16 protein-coding genes are annotated in these 17,463 nt (G+C 58.9%); 14 read left to right on the top strand and 2 right to left on the bottom strand.

The window, feature by feature from the left end:
- Positions 1–36 precede the first annotated feature (36 nt).
- The 7 genes from fabF to BLU26_RS04930 are packed head-to-tail and all read left to right on the top strand — an operon-like array spanning position 37 to position 5,982.
- The gene (fabF, locus tag BLU26_RS04960; RefSeq protein ID WP_092284415.1) at positions 37–1,278 is read left to right on the top strand and encodes a beta-ketoacyl-ACP synthase II; all 1,242 of its coding nucleotides are present in this window, start codon (positions 37–39) and stop codon (positions 1,276–1,278) included.
- 14 nt (positions 1,279–1,292) lie between these two features.
- Entirely contained in the window at positions 1,293–2,117 is an 825-nt protein-coding gene (pabC, locus tag BLU26_RS04955) for an aminodeoxychorismate lyase (protein ID WP_092284412.1), read from the top strand.
- Between the two features lie 2 nt (positions 2,118–2,119).
- Positions 2,120–3,187, top strand: a complete 1,068-nt coding sequence (mltG, locus tag BLU26_RS04950; protein ID WP_231702043.1) for an endolytic transglycosylase MltG — start codon at positions 2,120–2,122, stop codon at positions 3,185–3,187.
- Positions 3,184–3,816: a dTMP kinase gene (gene tmk / locus BLU26_RS04945; protein WP_092284408.1), complete on the top strand. Its 633-nt coding sequence runs from the start codon at positions 3,184–3,186 to the stop codon at positions 3,814–3,816. Before mltG ends, tmk begins: the two co-directional genes overlap by 4 nt.
- Positions 3,809–4,804: a DNA polymerase III subunit delta' gene (locus BLU26_RS04940; RefSeq protein WP_231702005.1), complete on the top strand. Its 996-nt coding sequence runs from the start codon at positions 3,809–3,811 to the stop codon at positions 4,802–4,804. The genes tmk and BLU26_RS04940 overlap by 8 nt, the downstream gene beginning before the upstream one ends.
- A 38-nt stretch (positions 4,805–4,842) precedes the next feature.
- Positions 4,843–5,199, top strand: a complete 357-nt coding sequence (locus tag BLU26_RS04935; protein WP_092284406.1) for a PilZ domain-containing protein — start codon at positions 4,843–4,845, stop codon at positions 5,197–5,199.
- 3 nt (positions 5,200–5,202) lie between these two features.
- Complete coding sequence (locus tag BLU26_RS04930; protein WP_092284404.1) at positions 5,203–5,982, top strand: TatD family hydrolase; 780 nt, start codon at positions 5,203–5,205, stop codon at positions 5,980–5,982.
- 236 nt (positions 5,983–6,218) lie between these two features.
- On the opposite strand, the gene BLU26_RS04925 is transcribed toward BLU26_RS04930, so the two are convergent.
- The gene (locus BLU26_RS04925; protein WP_092284402.1) at positions 6,219–7,385 is read right to left on the bottom strand and encodes an aminotransferase class V-fold PLP-dependent enzyme; all 1,167 of its coding nucleotides are present in this window, start codon (positions 7,383–7,385) and stop codon (positions 6,219–6,221) included.
- Between the two features lie 256 nt (positions 7,386–7,641).
- Between BLU26_RS04925 and BLU26_RS04920 the strand changes: the two genes are divergently transcribed.
- A complete protein-coding gene (locus tag BLU26_RS04920) occupies positions 7,642–8,292 on the top strand; it encodes a TetR/AcrR family transcriptional regulator (RefSeq protein ID WP_092284400.1) in 651 nt (216 codons plus the stop codon).
- A gap of 115 nt (positions 8,293–8,407) precedes the next feature.
- Positions 8,408–9,388: an amidohydrolase family protein gene (locus BLU26_RS04915; protein WP_092284398.1), complete on the top strand. Its 981-nt coding sequence runs from the start codon at positions 8,408–8,410 to the stop codon at positions 9,386–9,388.
- Positions 9,389–9,492: 104 nt separating this feature from the next.
- On the opposite strand, the gene BLU26_RS04910 is transcribed toward BLU26_RS04915, so the two are convergent.
- Positions 9,493–11,205 (bottom strand): carboxylesterase/lipase family protein, encoded by a 1,713-nt coding sequence (locus BLU26_RS04910; RefSeq protein ID WP_092284396.1) that lies wholly within the window; start codon positions 11,203–11,205, stop codon positions 9,493–9,495.
- Positions 11,206–11,487: 282 nt separating this feature from the next.
- Between BLU26_RS04910 and BLU26_RS04905 the strand changes: the two genes are divergently transcribed.
- From BLU26_RS04905 to BLU26_RS04885, 5 genes are all read left to right on the top strand, one after another.
- The gene (locus BLU26_RS04905) at positions 11,488–12,387 is read left to right on the top strand and encodes a radical SAM protein (RefSeq protein ID WP_092284394.1); all 900 of its coding nucleotides are present in this window, start codon (positions 11,488–11,490) and stop codon (positions 12,385–12,387) included.
- A gap of 32 nt (positions 12,388–12,419) precedes the next feature.
- Positions 12,420–13,019 carry a DUF4823 domain-containing protein gene (locus tag BLU26_RS04900; RefSeq protein WP_092284392.1) on the top strand — a complete coding sequence of 200 codons (600 nt, stop codon included), beginning with the start codon at positions 12,420–12,422 and terminating at the stop codon, positions 13,017–13,019.
- A 70-nt stretch (positions 13,020–13,089) separates the two neighbouring features.
- Positions 13,090–13,671: a DUF1285 domain-containing protein gene (locus BLU26_RS04895; RefSeq protein ID WP_092284390.1), complete on the top strand. Its 582-nt coding sequence runs from the start codon at positions 13,090–13,092 to the stop codon at positions 13,669–13,671.
- A gap of 255 nt (positions 13,672–13,926) precedes the next feature.
- A complete protein-coding gene (locus BLU26_RS04890; protein WP_092284388.1) occupies positions 13,927–16,080 on the top strand; it encodes an adenosylcobalamin-dependent ribonucleoside-diphosphate reductase in 2,154 nt (717 codons plus the stop codon).
- 72 nt (positions 16,081–16,152) lie between these two features.
- Positions 16,153–16,854, top strand: coding sequence for a TSCPD domain-containing protein (locus BLU26_RS04885; RefSeq protein ID WP_092284385.1), 702 nt, complete (start codon positions 16,153–16,155; stop codon positions 16,852–16,854).
- Positions 16,855–17,463 lie beyond the last annotated feature (609 nt).

Here is a 17,463-nt window from a genome sequence, read left to right as displayed (position 1 = left end):
CTGTCGTTGCTATAAGAGTTGAATAAGGAGTTCGCTGTGTCGCGCAGACGCGTCGTGGTAACCGGTCTGGGTATGCTGTCACCCTTGGGTAATACGGTAGAGAGCAGTTGGCAGGCCGCCCTGGCTGGCAAAAGTGGTATTGCCACCATCGAGCACATGGATGTCAGTGCCTTCAATACGCGCATTGGCGGGTCCATTCGGGACTTTGACGTCGAGTTGTACATGGCGGCGAAAGAGGCGCGCAAGCTCGATTTGTTCATTCAGTACGGCCTGGCTGCCTGCATTCAATCGATCAAGGACTCGGGCATCGAAGTATCTGACGAAAACCGCGATCGTATTGGTGTAGTAATGGGCTCGGGTATCGGCGGTCTCACCAATATCGAAAAAAATTGCGAACAGCTGCTGAACAGCGGGCCGCGTCGCATCTCTCCGTTTTTTGTTCCGGGTTCGATCATCAACATGGTCGCCGGTTATCTGTCGATTCAATACGGTCTGCAAGGCCCCAACTATGCGATGACCACCGCATGCACAACCGGCACGCACAGCATCGGCATGGCTGCGCGCAATATTGCCTACGGTGAAGCAGACGTGATGGTCGCCGGTGGCTCCGAAATGGCTACCAGTGGTTTGGGTCTTGGTGGTTTCAGTGCTGCCCGTGCGATGAGCACGCGTAATGACGACCCGCAGGGCGCCAGCCGCCCCTGGGATAAGGATAGAGACGGCTTTGTACTGTCCGACGGCGCCGGCGCCATGGTGCTGGAGGAGTACGAGCACGCCAAGGCGCGCGGGGCGAACATCTATGCCGAGCTGGTCGGGTTTGGCATGAGCGGCGATGCTTATCACATGACGGCGCCACCGGAAGATGGTCGCGGCGGGGCCAAGTGCATGGCCAATGCGCTCAAGGACGCCAGGCTCAACCCGGATGAAGTGGATTACATCAACGCCCACGGCACCTCTACACCGGCGGGTGACCTGGCTGAAACCCGCGCGGTGAAAGCCGTGTTTGGTGAGCACGCACAGCAACTGGCGATCAGTTCCACCAAGTCCATGACCGGGCACCTGCTGGGCGCCGCCGGTGCGGTCGAAGCGGTGTTCAGCGTGCTGGCGCTGCGTGATCAGGTCGCCCCACCCACCATTAACCTCGACAACCCGGATGAGGGCTGCGACCTCAACTATGTTGCCCACAGTGCGCAACAGCGCGCACTGAACGTGACGCTGTCCAACTCGTTCGGGTTTGGTGGTACCAACGGCAGTCTGGTTTTCCGTCGTTGTGAATGAGGGCTGACGCCGCCATGACCGGGGCAAGCCGCTTCACGCTGGTAAATGGTCGGGAAGCCGATCAGGTGCCCCTGACTGATCGCGGCCTGGCCTACGGTGACGGCTTGTTTGAAACCCTGCGGGTCGTGGCGGGCACAGCGCCACTGCTCGGGTTGCACCTGCAGCGTTTGCAGCGCGGCTGTCAGGCGCTGAGGTTGCCGCTACCGCATGATCTGGCAGATGAGCTGAGTTCTGCTGCCAGGCGGCTTGGCGACGGCGTGCTCAAATTGATCTTCACCCGCGGTAGCGGGCAGCGTGGCTATGCCATACCGCAGCATAGCGAACCCAATCGCATCATCTCGGCGGCACCCCTGCCAGCCTACCCTGAAGCGCATGCCGCGGAAGGTATCCGCCTTTACGCCTGCAGTACGCGTTTGGCCCAGCAACCCTTGTTGGCGGGCATCAAGCATCTGAACCGCCTGGAGCAGGTACTGGCCCGCAGTGAGTGGGAAGGCCGCGAGTTTGCTGAAGGCTTGGTGTGCGATCAGCAGGGGCGTCCGATTGAGTGCACCATGAGCAATCTGTTCTTTTATGCCGATGGCGCCTGGATTACGCCTGAGTTGACTCAGTGCGGTGTGCAGGGCGTAATGCGCGACTGGCTGATTGCGGCGCTGCAAGAGCAGGGTGAACCGGCACAGGTCCGGCAGGTCAGTTATCCTGAACTACTGGCGGCTGATGAAGTGATGTGCTGCAACAGTTTATTTGGTGTCTGGCCAGTGGTGCGGCTGGCTGATCGGCAATGGCCGGTTGGTGTGCGCACTCGTCAGATGCAGACCTCGGCAAAACAGGCTTATTCGTGAAAATTCTTGGCAAGATCCTCGCTTTCTTATTCGTGGTTTCTACTCTTTTAGTGCTGGGGGGTGGCCTGTGGGGGTTTCTCACGCTGCAAACTGCGCTGCATCAGCGTTTGCAGTTGGAGGAGTCTCGAACCCTCGAGGTACCACCAGGCAGCACACCGGCGGGTATCTTTGCCGAGTTGGAGCGTGAGCAGGTACTGGAGAACAGCGTCTGGTTGCGGCGCTACTGGCAATGGCAGATGGAAGGCGCGGTGTTGCACGTCGGCGAGTATGCACTGCAGCCAGCGATGACCGCTGCCGAGTTGCTGCACCTATTGGAGCGCGGTGACGTGCTGCAGCGCCACCTGACGCTGGTGGAGGGTTGGAACTTTGCGCAGGTGCGCGCTGCGTTGCGCCAGGCCGAACGCTTGCAGCAGACATTGCCGGAAGACTGGAGTGATGCTCAGGTAATGGATGCGCTTGAGCTGTCGGGGGTACACCCTGAAGGGCGTTTCTTCCCGGATACCTATCAGTACACCCTGGGCATGAGCGACCGTGATCTGCTGCTGCGTTCCTACCAGCGCATGGAGCAGCAGTTGGCCGATGCCTGGGCAGGGCGCGCCGAGGATCTGCCGTTTGACACGCCTTACGAGGCATTGATTATGGCCTCAATAGTCGAGCGTGAAACCGGTGTGCCCAGTGAGCGCCCCGAAATCGCGGGGGTGTTTACCCGTCGTTTGCGCTTGGGTATGAAGTTGCAGACAGACCCGACGGTTATCTATGGTCTGGGCGCTGACTACAAAGGCAATATTACGCGCCGCCATCTGACTCAGCCCTCTGATTACAACACCTACATCATCGACGGCTTGCCGCCGACGCCTATTGCGATGCCCGGCCGGGAAGCACTGTTAGCTGCGGTTAATCCAAAGCCGGGCAAGAGCCTCTACTTTGTGGCCAAAGGAGATGGTTCGCACGTGTTCTCCAACAGTCTGGCTGAGCACAATCGCGCGGTACGCGAGTATCAGATGCGCCGCCGGGCTGACTATCGTTCATCCCCCGCGCCGGCTGCAGCCGATCAGGAGAGCGCCGAATGAGCGGGCTATTCGTTACCTTCGAGGGTCCCGAGGGCGCGGGCAAGTCGACCAATTTGCAGTACCTAGCCGAAGCCCTGCGAGCGGCTGGTGCCGATCCGCTGCTTACCCGTGAGCCTGGCGGCACCCCGATTGCCGAGCAGATTCGAGGGCTGTTGCTGGCCAATCACGATGAGCAGATGGACGACGATGCGGAGCTATTGCTGATGTTTGCTGCCCGTGCTCAGCACCTTAACCAAGTGATTCGCCCAGCGTTGGCTGCCGGCCGAATCGTGATAAGCGATCGCTTCACCGATGCAACCTATGCTTACCAGGGCGGCGGGCGTGGTATTGATCCAGAGCGTATTGCGGTACTTGAGAGCTGGGTGCAGGGCAAGCTGCGGCCTGACCTGACGCTCCTGTTCGACGTGCCGGTAGACGTTGGCCTTGCCCGCGCCAAGGCGCGCAGCGCACTTGATCGTTTCGAGCAGGAAGAGCGCGCTTTTTTTGACGCTGTGCGTAACATCTATCTCAGCCGGGCAGCACAGGCCCCCGAGCGTTATCGGGTGATTGACGGCAGCGGCGCGCTGGCGGACGTGCAGGCCGCATTGCAACCGGCGGTACATTGGATTCTGGAGCAGTGGCGTGCTTGATCTGGATACCCGGCCTGCGCCTTGGCATCAGCCGATCTGGCAGCAGCTGACAGCGCAGCAGGATGTTGCCCATGCTTATCTGTTCAGCGGCCAGCCCGGTGGCGGTAAGCGGCGCTTTGCCAGCGCTTTCGCCGCCTTTCTCATGTGCGACGCGCCGGAGCATGGGTTCGCCTGCGATCAGTGCCGCAGTTGTCACCTGCGGCTTGCCGGGAGCCACCCCGACCTGTTGCTGCTTGAGCCGGAGGAGGAGGGCAAGGCGATTCGCGTGGACGCGGTGCGTCAGCTGGTAGATTTTATTTCCCAGACCGCGCAACAGGGTGGTCGCAAGGTAGTCGTACTGCAACCGGCGGAAGCGATGAACGTAAACGCCGCCAACGCGCTGTTGAAGTCGCTGGAAGAGCCCTCCGCGCAAACCTATCTGTTATTGATCAGCGATCAGCCCAGCCGACTGCTGCCGACTGTTCGCAGTCGTTGCCGAGTGCAGCCGCTGGGCCTGCCCGCCGGCACCGAGGCATTGGCCTGGTTGACGGAGCAGGGTGGTGAGCGTTCCCGCGAAGAGTGCGCGCTGTTGCTGCAGATGGCCGGTGGCGCGCCTTTGCTGGCGTTGACGCTGGCCCAGCAGGACGCACTGGCGCAGCGCGAAAAGGTAGTTGAGGGTATCAAGGCGCTGCTCAAGGGGCAGGTGGCACCGTCGCGGCTGGCCGAGCAATGGAATGCAGTGCCCATCGAACTCCTGCTCGACTGGTTCTGTGCCTGGACATTGGATCTGCTCAAGCTGCAACAGGGCGCCGTTGACCACGCCACCAGCGCTGATATGGAAAAGGTGCTGGGCTACATGGCGCAGAAACTGGAGGTGCAGCGGTTGCTCGCCTGGCAGGATTGGCTGCTTGAGCATCGCCGGCTATTTGCCAGCAAAGCCAACCTGAATCGAGTACTCTTTCTGGAAAAGGCGTTGGTGCAGTGGAAAAATCTGCTGCAAAGGCGTTAACCTGATAGTCGTATTACGCTTCTAACAAGGATAGAGCGATGAACAATCCAACCGCACCTGGTCCGCGCAACGGTATTCTGTCGCTGACGATCAAGGACAAGTCGGTTCTGTACGCGGCCTACATGCCGTTCGTGAAGCACGGTGGCCTGTTTATTCCGACCAACAAGGCCTATCGTCTGGGCGATGAGGTTTTCATGCTGCTCAACCTGATGGAAGAGCCGGAGAAGATTCCGGTGGCTGGCAAGGTTATCTGGGTGACGCCCAAAGGGGCCCAGGGTAACCGTGCGGCGGGTATTGGCGTGCAGTTCAGCGACCAGGACAACACCGCGCGCAGCAAGATCGAAACCTATCTGGCCGGCGCTCTCAAATCCGACCGTCCCACGCACACAATGTAATTCATGCTCATAGATTCGCACTGCCATCTTGATCGCCTTGATCTCACTCCCTACAACGGCTCCCTCGACGCAGCACTGGATGCGGCGCGGGCCCGAGGTGTAGGCAAGTTTCTGTGTATTGGCGTTGACGCCACCAATGCGCCCATTGTGCAAGCGCTGGCCGAACGGTATGCCGACGTGTTCTGCAGTGTGGGCGTGCATCCGCTGGACTTGAAGGACAGTGCCGAAACCGAGCTGGACTGGCTGCTGACAGCGCTGCAGCATGAGCGCACCGTGGCCATCGGCGAAACCGGGCTGGACTATCATTATGAGCCTGAGCTGGCCGAGCAGCAGAAAGCCTCGTTTGAGGTGCATCTGCAGGCGGCCAAGCAAACGGGCAAGCCGGTGGTGATACACACCCGCGCGGCGCGCGCCGATACCCTGGCGCTGCTGCGCGAGGCCGATCTGGCCAATGCCGGGGTATTGCACTGCTTTACCGAAGACTGGGCTATGGCCCGTGCTGCGCTGGATATGGGCTACTACATCTCGTTATCCGGCATCGTAACCTTCCGCAACGCCGACGCCTTGCGCGAGGTTGCCAGGCAGGTGCCGGTTGATCGTCTGCTGGTCGAGACAGACTCCCCCTATCTCGCGCCGGTCCCGCATCGCGGAAAACCGAACGAGCCGCAGTTTGTCTGCGAGGTAGCATCCTTCCTGGCCGAATTGCGCGGTGTGTCTGTGGCGACGCTATGGCAGCAAACCAGCGATAACTTCCATCGCCTGTTCCCCCTCACGCAGCGCTGAGGCGTTTGGTCTGACGTGCTGGGCTGCTTCTCTGCGCGCAAAAAAAACCCGAACTCTGGGGGATGAGTTCGGGTTAAGACCATTAGGAGTGATACTGAGACAGGGTAGAACCTGTCAGCTCAGCCCGGCACTTGGGGGAGATGCCGATCTGATAGCTTGAGTATTGTTGAAATCCCCCGGCTTTCCAGCGTTAACGCAGGTTTTTATAAACTGATTTGGAATACGTGCGCGGCGCCTTATCGTGAAGCGCTTTTACTCCGCTGTGCCGTCACCAGCGTTCGCAGATGGCACAGCGCCTGATCCAGTGTAGCTTCCCCGGTGTAGAAATGTGGTGACCAGCGAATGCCGCCTCCGCGCTGCGCACAGACCACCCCCGCCTGCATCAGCTCACGGTACAGGGCGGCGTGGTCCACTCCGTCGATGGCAAAGCTCACTATGCCAGCCTGTCGGTCTGCGGTCTTTGGGCTAAGCAGACGTACGCCGGGCAGTTGTTCAAGTTGGTTTATCAAGTAGCTGATGCGCTGGTGCAGCAGTGTTGCCACTTGCTCCATGCCTACCTCCAGCAGTACTTCCAGGCTCGCCGATAGCGCCTGCTGCGCCAGGGTGTTGGGGCTGCCTGCCTCAAATCGGCGAGCCGATCTGGCGGGTGACCAGTCTGTCAGGTCGTAGTTGCCCATCGCCTCCACCATGTGCCAACCGTGCTGAGTCAGGCGCAGCTGATCGCGCGCTGCGGCCCGGCAATAGAAGACGCCCAGGCCCTCCGGGCCCAATAGCCACTTATGCCCATCGGCCATGGCGAAGTCGCAGTCGATGGCCTGGACGTCGAACGGTAGTGCACCAAGCGATTGAATCGCGTCAACACAGAATAGTATCCCGCGCTCACGGCAGGCCGCGCCCAGGCGTACCAGATCCATTTTCAGACCGCTGGCGTATTGCACCGAGCTGATCGTCAGTAGTCGGGTGCGCGGGCCCATGGCGTCGATCAAGGCCTGTTCTGGATCGGCGCAGTTGAGCGCAACTTGCTGCAAGCTGACGCCGTGTTCGCTCAACGCCTGCCAGGGAATGCGATTGGACGGAAATTCCTGATCGCTGGTAATGATCTGGTCGCCGGCTTGCCAATTGATACCCTGGGCAACGAAAGACAGCGCTTCGGAGGTGTTTTTCACCAAGGCGATGTCGTCACTGGAGGGTGCGTTCAGCAGTTGCTGCAACTGACTGCGCAGGTGTTTTTCCTGCCTTGCCCAGCGCGGGTAATCACGCGCGCCTTGTCGGGCATTCTCCTGCGCAAAGTGAGTGACTGCCTCGACTGCCCGCTGGGGCCAGGGCGCTACGGCGGCGTGATTCAGATAACAGACGCTTGGGTCGAGCGGGAATTCGTGTTGCCAGGATTGCGGTGTGTTCATGGGGCCTCCTTTGCCTGTCAGCATAGTGGCTGCCAACCGCTTAAGTCACGCCGGATCGCTGATCTGGTACAACACGACATATCGGACAAAATGGAGTACGGAGAATCGCCCCCGCAGGCCCTCTGTAACACAAGCCAGAAAATAGGCACATTGGGACAGGTCTGAACCCATGGGTCAGCTTTTAATCAAATATGGGCATCTGGTCATCGAGTTGGCATAATGGGAAACATTTTCAGTTTGAGTCTCAGGTGCCTTAATGCAGAAAGAGTCACGTAAAGTTCGCGAATTTCGTCGTCGGGAGCAGGAAATCCTGGATAGCGCGTTGCGTCTGTTTCTTGAGCAAGGAGAAGACAGCGTCACCGTAGAGATGATCGCCGATGAGGTTGGCATCGGTAAGGGCACTATTTACAAGCATTTCAAATCCAAGGCTGAGATCTACTTGCGGCTGATGCTGGATTACGAGCGTGACCTGGCCGAATTGCTGCACTCCAAGGACATTGAGCGTAATCAGGAAGCTTTGTCTCGCGAGTATTTCGCTTTCCGCATGAGCGATCCGGAACGCTACCGTCTCTTCGACCGACTGGAAGAGAAGGTGGTCAAGGCCAATCAGCTACCCGCTCTGGTCGAGGAGTTGCACGCCATTCGCGGCTCCAACTTCAATCACCTGACCGGGGTGATCCAGACACGGATCGATGAGGGCAAGCTGGAAGATGTGCCTGCCTACTTTCACTATTCCGCGGCCTGGGCGCTGGTGCATGGCGCGATGGCGATGTATCACTCGCCGTTCTGGAAAGACGTGATCAAGGATCAGGAAGGCTATATGCAGTTTCTGATGGATATTGGTGTGCGTATGGGCAACAAGTCCAAGCGCAAGAAAGAGCAGGAGAGTACCGAGCAGGGCGCCTGAGACGCGACCGACTGAACTCCCGGACAGGGGCAAGGGTCTATCAGACAGACCAAACAGGAGCTGAACCTTGCCCCCATTACGGATTGTCTGCGGTTTGCTGGCGTGCTGTCTGTCGATGCCGCTGCTGGCGCGCGATTACACCTACACCGATGCTCATCTGCACTACGTCGACTTTTTTCAAGAGTCTGCCGGCATGCCGGCGCTGATCGAACAGATGGATGAGAAGCGGGTAGAGCATGTCATGCTGTCGGGCATTCCGGTGGCCAAGAAATGGAGCGAAAACGAGCCCAAGCGGCCGCGTTATTATGCAGGCGACGATGGCAGCGCTTACTGGTTCACCGCAACCGACGTGCTGGTAGCAGAGGCTTACAAGCAGTTGCCGACGGATCAGCGCCACCGCTTTCACCCGTTCCTCTCCGGATTCAATCCCAACGACAAAAACTCCGACGCGCATATCCGGCGCATGCTGGAGCTGTATCCCGGGCTCTGGCAGGGTATAGGCGAGGTATTCACGCGGCATGACGACCTGACCGCGCTGATTCATGGCGAGCCGCCGCGTGCCAATAGCGATGCCATGGACCGGGTCTACACGCTGGCTGCTGAATACGATTTACCGGTCATGGTGCACAGCAACATCACCTCACAGCGCGAGCGCAACCCTCTGTATCTGCAGGAAGTGGAAGAGCCGCTGCGTAATCATCCGCGCGTTCGTTTCATCTGGGCACACGCGGGCACCAGCATGGAGATTCACCGGCACCAGACCAAGCTGGAATTTTTGCTGCCGACTCTGCAGCGCATGCTCAAGGCTTACGCGAACCTCTATATCGACCTGTCGTGGACCGTCCGCGAGCCCTATTTGCTGGATGAGGAGGGCAAACCGAATGCCGGGTGGGTAAAGCTGGTGGAGGAGTATCCCGATCGCTTCATGATTGGTTCGGACGTGGTAGGGCGGTTCGATAGCATCGGCAAGTATATGCACGGCTTTGATGTGTTTCTGGATGCCTTGCCGGAGGAGGTCGCCCACAAGGTGGCGCGGGATAACTTTTTGGCGGTATTGCCCAGGCCGGAGGGTAGTGCTGAGCGCGTTGAACCGTGATTCGTTGATTCTTGCGGCGGTTTCAGCTGTAGAAAAAACCCGGCATCAGACTGACGATGCCGGGTTTTTTCTTGCTGAGCAGTTAGCCTATTGCAGGCCGGTGCTTACAGCGTGGGCAGTGAAAGCGGCGGATTGGCCCAGTAGTCGCACCAGTGGTAGGCCTCAAAATCGGCCTTGGTAGCGGTGCTGGTGGCTGGCGCATTCAGTTGCATTACCTGACTGTCGCCGGCTTGTGGCCAAGTGGTGGTGGCGCCATCGCTGGCGTTCGGATCACCGTATTTGGCGAACTGGGTCCAGTAGGTCACCATCTCGGCGGCCAGAGTATCTACTGCCTCGTCGGTACCCTTGTAGCGGCCGCGCATCAGTTGCTCGGGGTAGAGCACGTAGGGGATTTCGCTGGCATGACTGGCACCCTGCGGGAAGCTGATGGGTACATTACCAATACCGGGTACCGGCACGGCGGGCGGGATCAGCGTCCAGGGTGCATTGGTGTCGCGGAACCAGTATTGGAAGGTATCCAGGTTGTTGGCGGCGAAGGTGGCGGCCTGGTTCTTACTGTTGCAGGCAAACATGTAATCGGTCCAGACCGCAGATAGCGCGAGTGACAGCTGACTCGGGTTGCCGTCGTAGCGAGCCATATAATCATCGGCAATCTGGCGGGTGTTGTAGGGAATGACCGCTAGGTAGGGCGCAAAGAGTGCATGCACCCGGTCGCGGTACTCCTCGACGCCCATGGCGTCGAGCGAGGTGAGGCTGTTGGTCAACTCGTCCAGCGCGACAAACAGCGTGCCTTCGTCCTGGTTACTGCCCATCAGAATGTCGAGGTTGTTGTCATACTGGCCTGTAGCAACACCCACGCGAATGGAGCGGGGTAAAAAGGTGCCGCCGTTGGTGGGGATGCTCTGGCTACCCTGCAGGGCCAGAATCTGGCTCACGCTGAGCGCGCGGAAGCACTCAGCTGCAGTCAGGTCGTCACAGGTCTCGCCTGCGGCGCGGGCGGCAGCCTCGACGGCAAGCCCACCAGCCTGTGCAGCGGCCAATGGCGCTTGATCCGGCGCGTAGGATCCGCTCTGAATAATAGCGCGCTGGAACAGGTCTTCGGCCTGGGCGCTGGGCGATACGATGTGGCTCATGATGCTGTGACCGCCAGCGGATTCGCCAAACACGGTGACCTTGGCCGGGTCGCCGCCAAACGCCTCGATGTTTTCCTTGACCCAGCGTAGCGCCTGCTGCTGGTCCATCAGGCCAAAGTTGCCGTCGCCGTTGCCCAGGTCGGGGTGAGCCAGGAAGCCGAGGTTGCCCAGGCGGTAGTTCAATGTCACCACAATTACGTCTTCGGCTACCAAGCGGGTGGGGTCGTACTCACCGCCACCGTTGCCGAACACAAAGGCGCCGCCGTGGATCCACACCATGACGGGCAGGTCAGCCGCCTCGCCGGGGGTGTAGACGTTCAGATAGAGGCAGTCTTCCTCACCTTGGGCTGCACCGGTGGTGATGTTGGTCTGGGGGCACATGCTGCCGAACTCATCGCTCAGTTCAAGGGTTTCGTCGCGTTCTGGCGCTGGCGCTGTCGGAGCAAAACGCAGCTCGCCTACTGGCGCTGCGGCGTACGGGATGCCCCGGAACACGCGCATGCCTTCAATAGTGACGCCTTTGACATCACCCTCGGTGGTAGTCACCGCGAGAGGGTCTGGCGTGGCCTCATCATCACTGCCGCCGCCGCTACTGAGGCAGCCAGTCAGCGTAATGGCCAACATTGAGGCGGTGAGGGTTTTGAGCAAAAAACCGGTACTGGTCGGGGAGCTGTTATCTTTCATTATTGTATTTTTCCGTTGCCCTGGGGCTATTGTTCTTATGCGTATGGGGTGAAGCGGCCTGAGACATAATGGCTATATGTCATGTGCTGTGGTGACTATATGTGATGGGGTCGACAGATTCCAAACCTGTGCGGGGGATTGGATTTTCTCCTGCATTTGCTTAGGATTACCGGTTTTGCTCAGCCAGAGCTTTGGCGCGGGGCGGATTACTACTCGCGATTAATGCGGTTACGCCGGCTCCTACGACCAGTGGTATTACCTGATTGCCTTGTGGAGTTGCCCATGCCCCTTGAGCAGGATTTTCCTGTCAGCTATATCGAACCGGTGTTTCGCCCGCCGAGCGAGGCGCACTCGCTGATTCTGCCGGTGACCAATGGCTGTTCCTGGAACAAGTGCACCTTCTGTGAGATGTACACCGCGCCGCAGAAGAAATTCCGCGCCCGTGATGAGGCCCAGGTGCTGGAGGAAATTCGCCGGGTTGGCGCGAGCTACATAGTGCAGCGCATCTTTCTTGCCGACGGCGATGCGATGGTCCTGCCGACGCGGCGGCTGCTGCGTATTCTGGAAACCATTCGTGACGAGATCCCCAGCGTCGAGCGGGTCACCTCCTATTGTCTGCCACGCAACATCAAGCGCAAGAGCGTCGAGGAGCTGCGTGAACTGCGTGAGGCCGGCCTGCAGATGCTGTATGTGGGCGCCGAGTCGGGGGACGACGAAGTGCTGGCACGGGTCAACAAGGGCGAGACTTTTGCCTCTACCGCCGATGCACTGAGCAAGGCTGGCGAGGCGGGTCTGCAGCGCTCGGTGATGATTCTCAATGGGCTCGGTGGCAAGGCTTTGAGCGCGCAGCATGCCGCCAATTCGGCACGCCTGATGAACCTGACGCAGCCCGAGTTTGTGTCTACGCTGGTAGTGAACTTCCCGCAGGGCATGGCGCGCTTCAAGGAGCAGTATCCCGACTTTGTTGAGCTGGACCAGGCCTCATTGTTCAATGAGTTGCAGCAATTTGTCGGCGCGCTGGAGCTGGACAATAGTGTGTTTCGCAGCGACCATGCCTCCAATGCCCTGGTGCTCAAAGGTGTGCTTGGAGCAGATAAAGCGCGGTTGCTGGCGCAGATCGACAACGCCATTGCGCGGCCAGAGCGAGCACAACTGCGGCCGGAGTGGATGCGCGGGTTGTAAACCGGCTGGTCAATGCAGACAGGAGAAGGTGCATGAGGCGTTTGGCTATGGTGTTGTTGCTGGCAATGCTTGCCGGTTGCATGAAGCCCTCGGACATGACCCAGCAGGCCGGTTATTACCTGGGCGACGCAGGCCTGCTGGACCATTACAAGATCAACCGCAGCAGCACCTGGACCTTGCAGTCCGACTCCAAGCTCTATATCGCACAAGGTCATTTTTTGCCGATTGGCAATCCCTATTCGCGGCCCAACGTGGTGGCTGAAGAAGCCTTCGCCGCCGCCGTTGAGGTGTTCCCGATGGTGCGCCGTGCGCAGCAGCCGCTGGGCCTGGAAGAGGCCTTGCTGGAAGCGCGCAGCTATCAGTACGACTATCTGTTGTACACACGCTTCGCCGCAGCAGAAGACGGCGTCGGTAGTCAGGAGCAGTGGGAAACCTCCGAGCAGTGGGAGGATGTGGGCGCCGATAGCGGTGTGCTGCAACTGATCTTGATGGAAGTAGGAACACGTCACCTGGTGGATTTCACCACCATCAATACCAAGGGCGGCTTTCTGCAGTTCTACAAAGCCAAGCCGGAAGACCTTCTGCGACCGCCCCTGCAAGACTATACACGGCAACTTTTGGGCCGCCGCTGAGTCAGAAGCAGTTCAGCCGGGCTGATAAAGCGAGCCCGGCCCTCTTGCATTTCTCCAAGGAGTGATTGATATGGCTGATCGCCCTCTGCCGGCACAATCTCTGCTCGACAGTATTCCCCAGCGCGGTGCCCTGCAGCGCCGTGACCCCGCACCAGTGCATCTCTGGAACCCTGATCTCAGTGGCGAGATGGACATGTGCATCACCCGCGACGGTACCTGGTATCACGAAGGGGACCCCATAGAACGCAAGGCACTGGCGCAGCTCTTCGCCAGTATTCTACGGCTGGACGAGGATGGTCGTTACTACCTGGTAACCCCGGTTGAGCGCTGGGCCATTCAGGTCGATGACGCGCCCTTTGTGGCCACTCGGCTCAAGGTGGAAGGTGAGGGTAAACAGCAGAAACTGATGTTCACCACCAATCTTGAGGACGAGGTAACGGTTAATGCTGAGCATGGCATCCGCGTGACGGTCGATGCCGAGACCGAAGAACCCTCACCTTATGTACGCTTGCGCGGCAATCTGGATGCGCTGATCAGTCGCAATCTGTTTTATGAGCTGGTTGAGCGAGCGGTCGAGCATCAAGTCAACGGACGGACTCGATTGGGGGTCTGGAGCAGCGGTGAATTCTTCCCGATAGACGGTTGCGAATAGGTGCATCCGGCACTGTGGTGCGCCATTGCTGGGCGCGCTTCCCCAGGCGTCTCTGCACTGCCTCAATAGCCCCGAAAGTCAACCCGAAAAAGGCTCAAATGAGTCCTTTTTTGCGGTTGATATTTACCATATGTAGGTCTAGGATTCCCGAAATGCACAATAACTAGTGTTTCGTACGCCGGGGTGCGCATAGCAGGTCAAAAGCCTGCAAGTCAATCCCCCAGCGGGTCCGGTCGAGTGTTTCAGGAGAAAGTAATGAGTCAGACAGCCAAGGTGCAGCGCCTGCACAACGTGGTTACCAGCATCCCCATGCAGCCCGCTTCAGAGGATATCTGGGACACCAAGTACCGACTCAAAACCAAGGACGGCGAAGCCATCGACGGCGTGGTTGACGAGACCTATCAGCGCGTTGCCCGTGCCCTGTCTGATGTTGAAGCACCCGAGTTGCGCGAAGAATGGTACGAGAAGTTTCTCTGGGCCCTGCGTCACGGTGCCATTCCTGCTGGCCGGATTACTTCGAACGCCGGTGCGCTCGAGCACAAACCGGCGACTTCGACCATTAACTGCACCGTGTCCGCCACTATTGGCGACTCGATGGACGATATTCTGTCCAAGCTGCATGAGGCGGGCCTGACGCTGAAGGCCGGCTGCGGTATTGGCTACGAATTCTCCACCCTGCGCCCCAAGGGTGCTTACGTGTCAGGCGCTGGCGCCTACACCTCCGGCCCGCTGTCGTTCATGGATATCTACGACAAGATGTGCTTCACCGTGTCTTCTGCCGGTGGCCGTCGTGGCGCGCAGATGGCCACCTTTGATGTCGGCCACCCCGATGTAATGGACTTCATCCGCGCCAAGCGTGAGGGCGGTCGTCTGCGTCAGTTCAATCTGTCGCTGCTGATCACCGAAGAGTTCATGAAAGCGGTCGAGACCGATTCCGACTGGCAGCTGGCGTTCCCGCTGAACTCGGCAGAAGTGCTGGCTGACGGTGTGAATGTGGATGATCCGGAACAGGTCATCTGGCGCGAATGGCCAAGCAACGAGCGTTATGTCACCCGTGAGGACGGCTTGGTGGCCTGCCGTATCTTCCGCACCATCAAGGCGCGGCGGATCTGGGACATGATCATGGCCTCCACCTACGACTTTGCCGAGCCGGGTTTTATCCTCATCGACCGCGTCAACGAGATGAACAACAACTGGTTCTGCGAAGAAATCCGCGCCACCAACCCCTGTGGCGAGCAGCCGCTGCCGCCTTACGGCGCCTGCCTGCTGGGTTCAATCAACCTGACGTTGTTTGTGCGTGACCCCTTCACCGAGAAAGCGCGTTTCGACTGGGACGAGTACCGCCGCGTGGTCGCCATCTTTACCCGCATGCTGGACAACGTGGTCGAGATCAACGGCCTGCCCTTGGAGCAGCAGCGTAACGAAATTTTCCGCAAGCGCCGCCACGGCATGGGCTTCCTGGGTCTGGGTTCAACGATGACCATGCTGTGCATGAAGTACGGTGAGGAAAAGTCGCTCGAATTCACCGAAGAAGTCTCCAAGGAAATGGCCATGCAAGGCTGGCGTACCGCCCTGGAACTGGCGGAAGAGAAGGGCGCCGCGCCCATCATGGATGAAGAGTTTACGGTCACCGCGGCCATGCTGGCCAAGCGCCCGGAGATGGTGAAAGACGGTGTCAAGGCGGGCGATGTGCTGCCGGGCAAGGTGCTTTGGGCCAAGTACAGCCGTTATATGCAGCAGGTCAGCGCAGAAGATCCCAAGTTGGCCAAGGCACTGGCAGAGAAGGGCGCTCGCTTTACCCACCACAGCTCGATTGCGCCTACCGGCACCATCTCGCTGTCGCTGGCCAACAATGCCTCCAACGGTATCGAGCCGAGCTTCGCGCATCACTATTTCCGTAACGTGATCCGTGAAGGAAAAAAATCGAAAGAGAAGGTAGACGTGTTCAGCTTCGAGCTGCTGGCCTACCGTCACTTCGTCAATCCCGAGGCGCTGCCCAGCATGGAAGCCGGCACCCGCAATCTGCCGGATTACTTTATCGCCGCCGATGACGTAAAACCCACCGAGCACGTTGATGTGCAGGCCGCGGCGCAGAAGTGGATCGACTCCTCTATCTCCAAGACCGCCAACGTGCCGACCGATTACGCCTACGAAGACTTCAAGGACATCTATCTGTACGCCTTCCACAAGGGCCTCAAGGGCTGCACCACTTTCCGCTTCAACCCGGAAGCTTTCCAGGGCGTACTGGTGAAGGAGCAGGATCTGGCCAACACCACCTACCGCTTCAAGCTGGAAGATGGCAGCTTCATTGAGGCCAAAGGCGGTGATGAAATTGAATACGACGGCGAAATGCACTCTGCCGCCAACCTGTACGACGCCTTGAAAGAAGGCTACTACGGCAAGTTCTGATAAGCTGCGCCGCGGCGTACCGAACACGATTGAATTGATGGCTGCGCAGCCGCGCAGCGAGGAAAGCGTTACATGGCACTGAAGATCAACAGCAAGATTGTCGACTACTCTGTGGTGAAGCCCGACGAGCCGGCCAAGGCGCCGGAAGTCAAGAACACCGCCCCGGCAATCGAAGAAATGCATGAAAAACTCAAGCGTCCCGAGTTTCTTGAAGGCTCCACCTACAAGATCAAGACGCCGACCTCCGAGCACGCCATCTACGTCACCATCAACGACGTAGTGCTCAACCACGGCAGCGATCACGAAACCCGTCGCCCGTTCGAGATTTTCATCAACTCCAAAAACATGGAGCACTACCAGTGGATTTCAGCCCTCACGCTGATTATCTCCGCCGTTTTCCGCAAGGGCGGTGACTGTACTTTCCTGGTAGAAGAGCTGCGCAGCGTGTTCGACCCCAAGGGCGGCTACATGAAGCGCGGCGGTCGTTGGATGCCGTCCCTGGTAGCCGAGATCGGCGATGTGCTGGATCAGCATCTCAAGCGCATCGGCATGCTGAAGGACGAGATGGATGAGCATCAGCTGGCCTACCTCGAGCAGAAGCGGGCCGAGTTCAACAGCCTCAAGCCGCAGGGACAGGCAGAAGCCGACTGTGACGACAGCGCTTCCGCGTATCCGGCGGGTGCGCAGATGTGCAACAAGTGTCATACCAAGGCGGCTGTGCAGATGGATGGCTGTCTTACTTGCTTGAGTTGTGGTGATAGCAAGTGTGGCTAAGTGTTTGATTTAGCTTTTCTTGCTCCATAAAAAACCGCCAAATTTGGCGGTTTTTTGTTTGTTTCGTCTTCTAGAGGTGAGCTTCCGTACTTCGAAAATGGGTATTCAAAGCTACTTTTTGAGCTCTCTTCTCGGTTGCCTTTCGCCTTTGCCGGCGAGTCACTTTTGTTTGTTTGGCCAAACAAAAGTAACCAAAAAAAAGTCCACCCCACTAAGCTGGCCTGCGGCTTCTCTGCGTTACTCGGCGCCGAGCGGCGTCGCCTCGCCGGCCGCACGAAAACTCGCTTCGCTCAGACAACTCGCGACGCTATTCCGCTCGATCCCGGCGTTACTCGACAGCTTGGAAGGGGACGAAAAGCTAGGCCCCGCTGCGGTTTTCAGGTTTGATTGTTTGATTGAGTAACGCAAAAACAAGCAACGACACGGACTTATAGTCCCATCTGAGCGGGCGAGTAGCGCAGAGCTGGCGGGAAAAAGGTCCTCGCGGTGTCTGAGGTGCGTAGCGCCGAGTTTGCGAGGGCCCCCGGCAGATTGAGCAACGCAGCGAACCCGCAGGGCCGCGCAGCTGGGTTCCCGAGGGGGTTGTTAGGGGGCGATGGGCAAGCATCT

Source organism: Halopseudomonas sabulinigri, from assembly GCF_900105255.1.
GTDB classification, from domain to species: Bacteria; Pseudomonadota; Gammaproteobacteria; order Pseudomonadales; family Pseudomonadaceae; genus Halopseudomonas; species Halopseudomonas sabulinigri.
The sequence above is the reverse complement of the archived record's forward strand: the minus strand, read 5'-3'. Positions and strand labels throughout refer to the sequence as shown.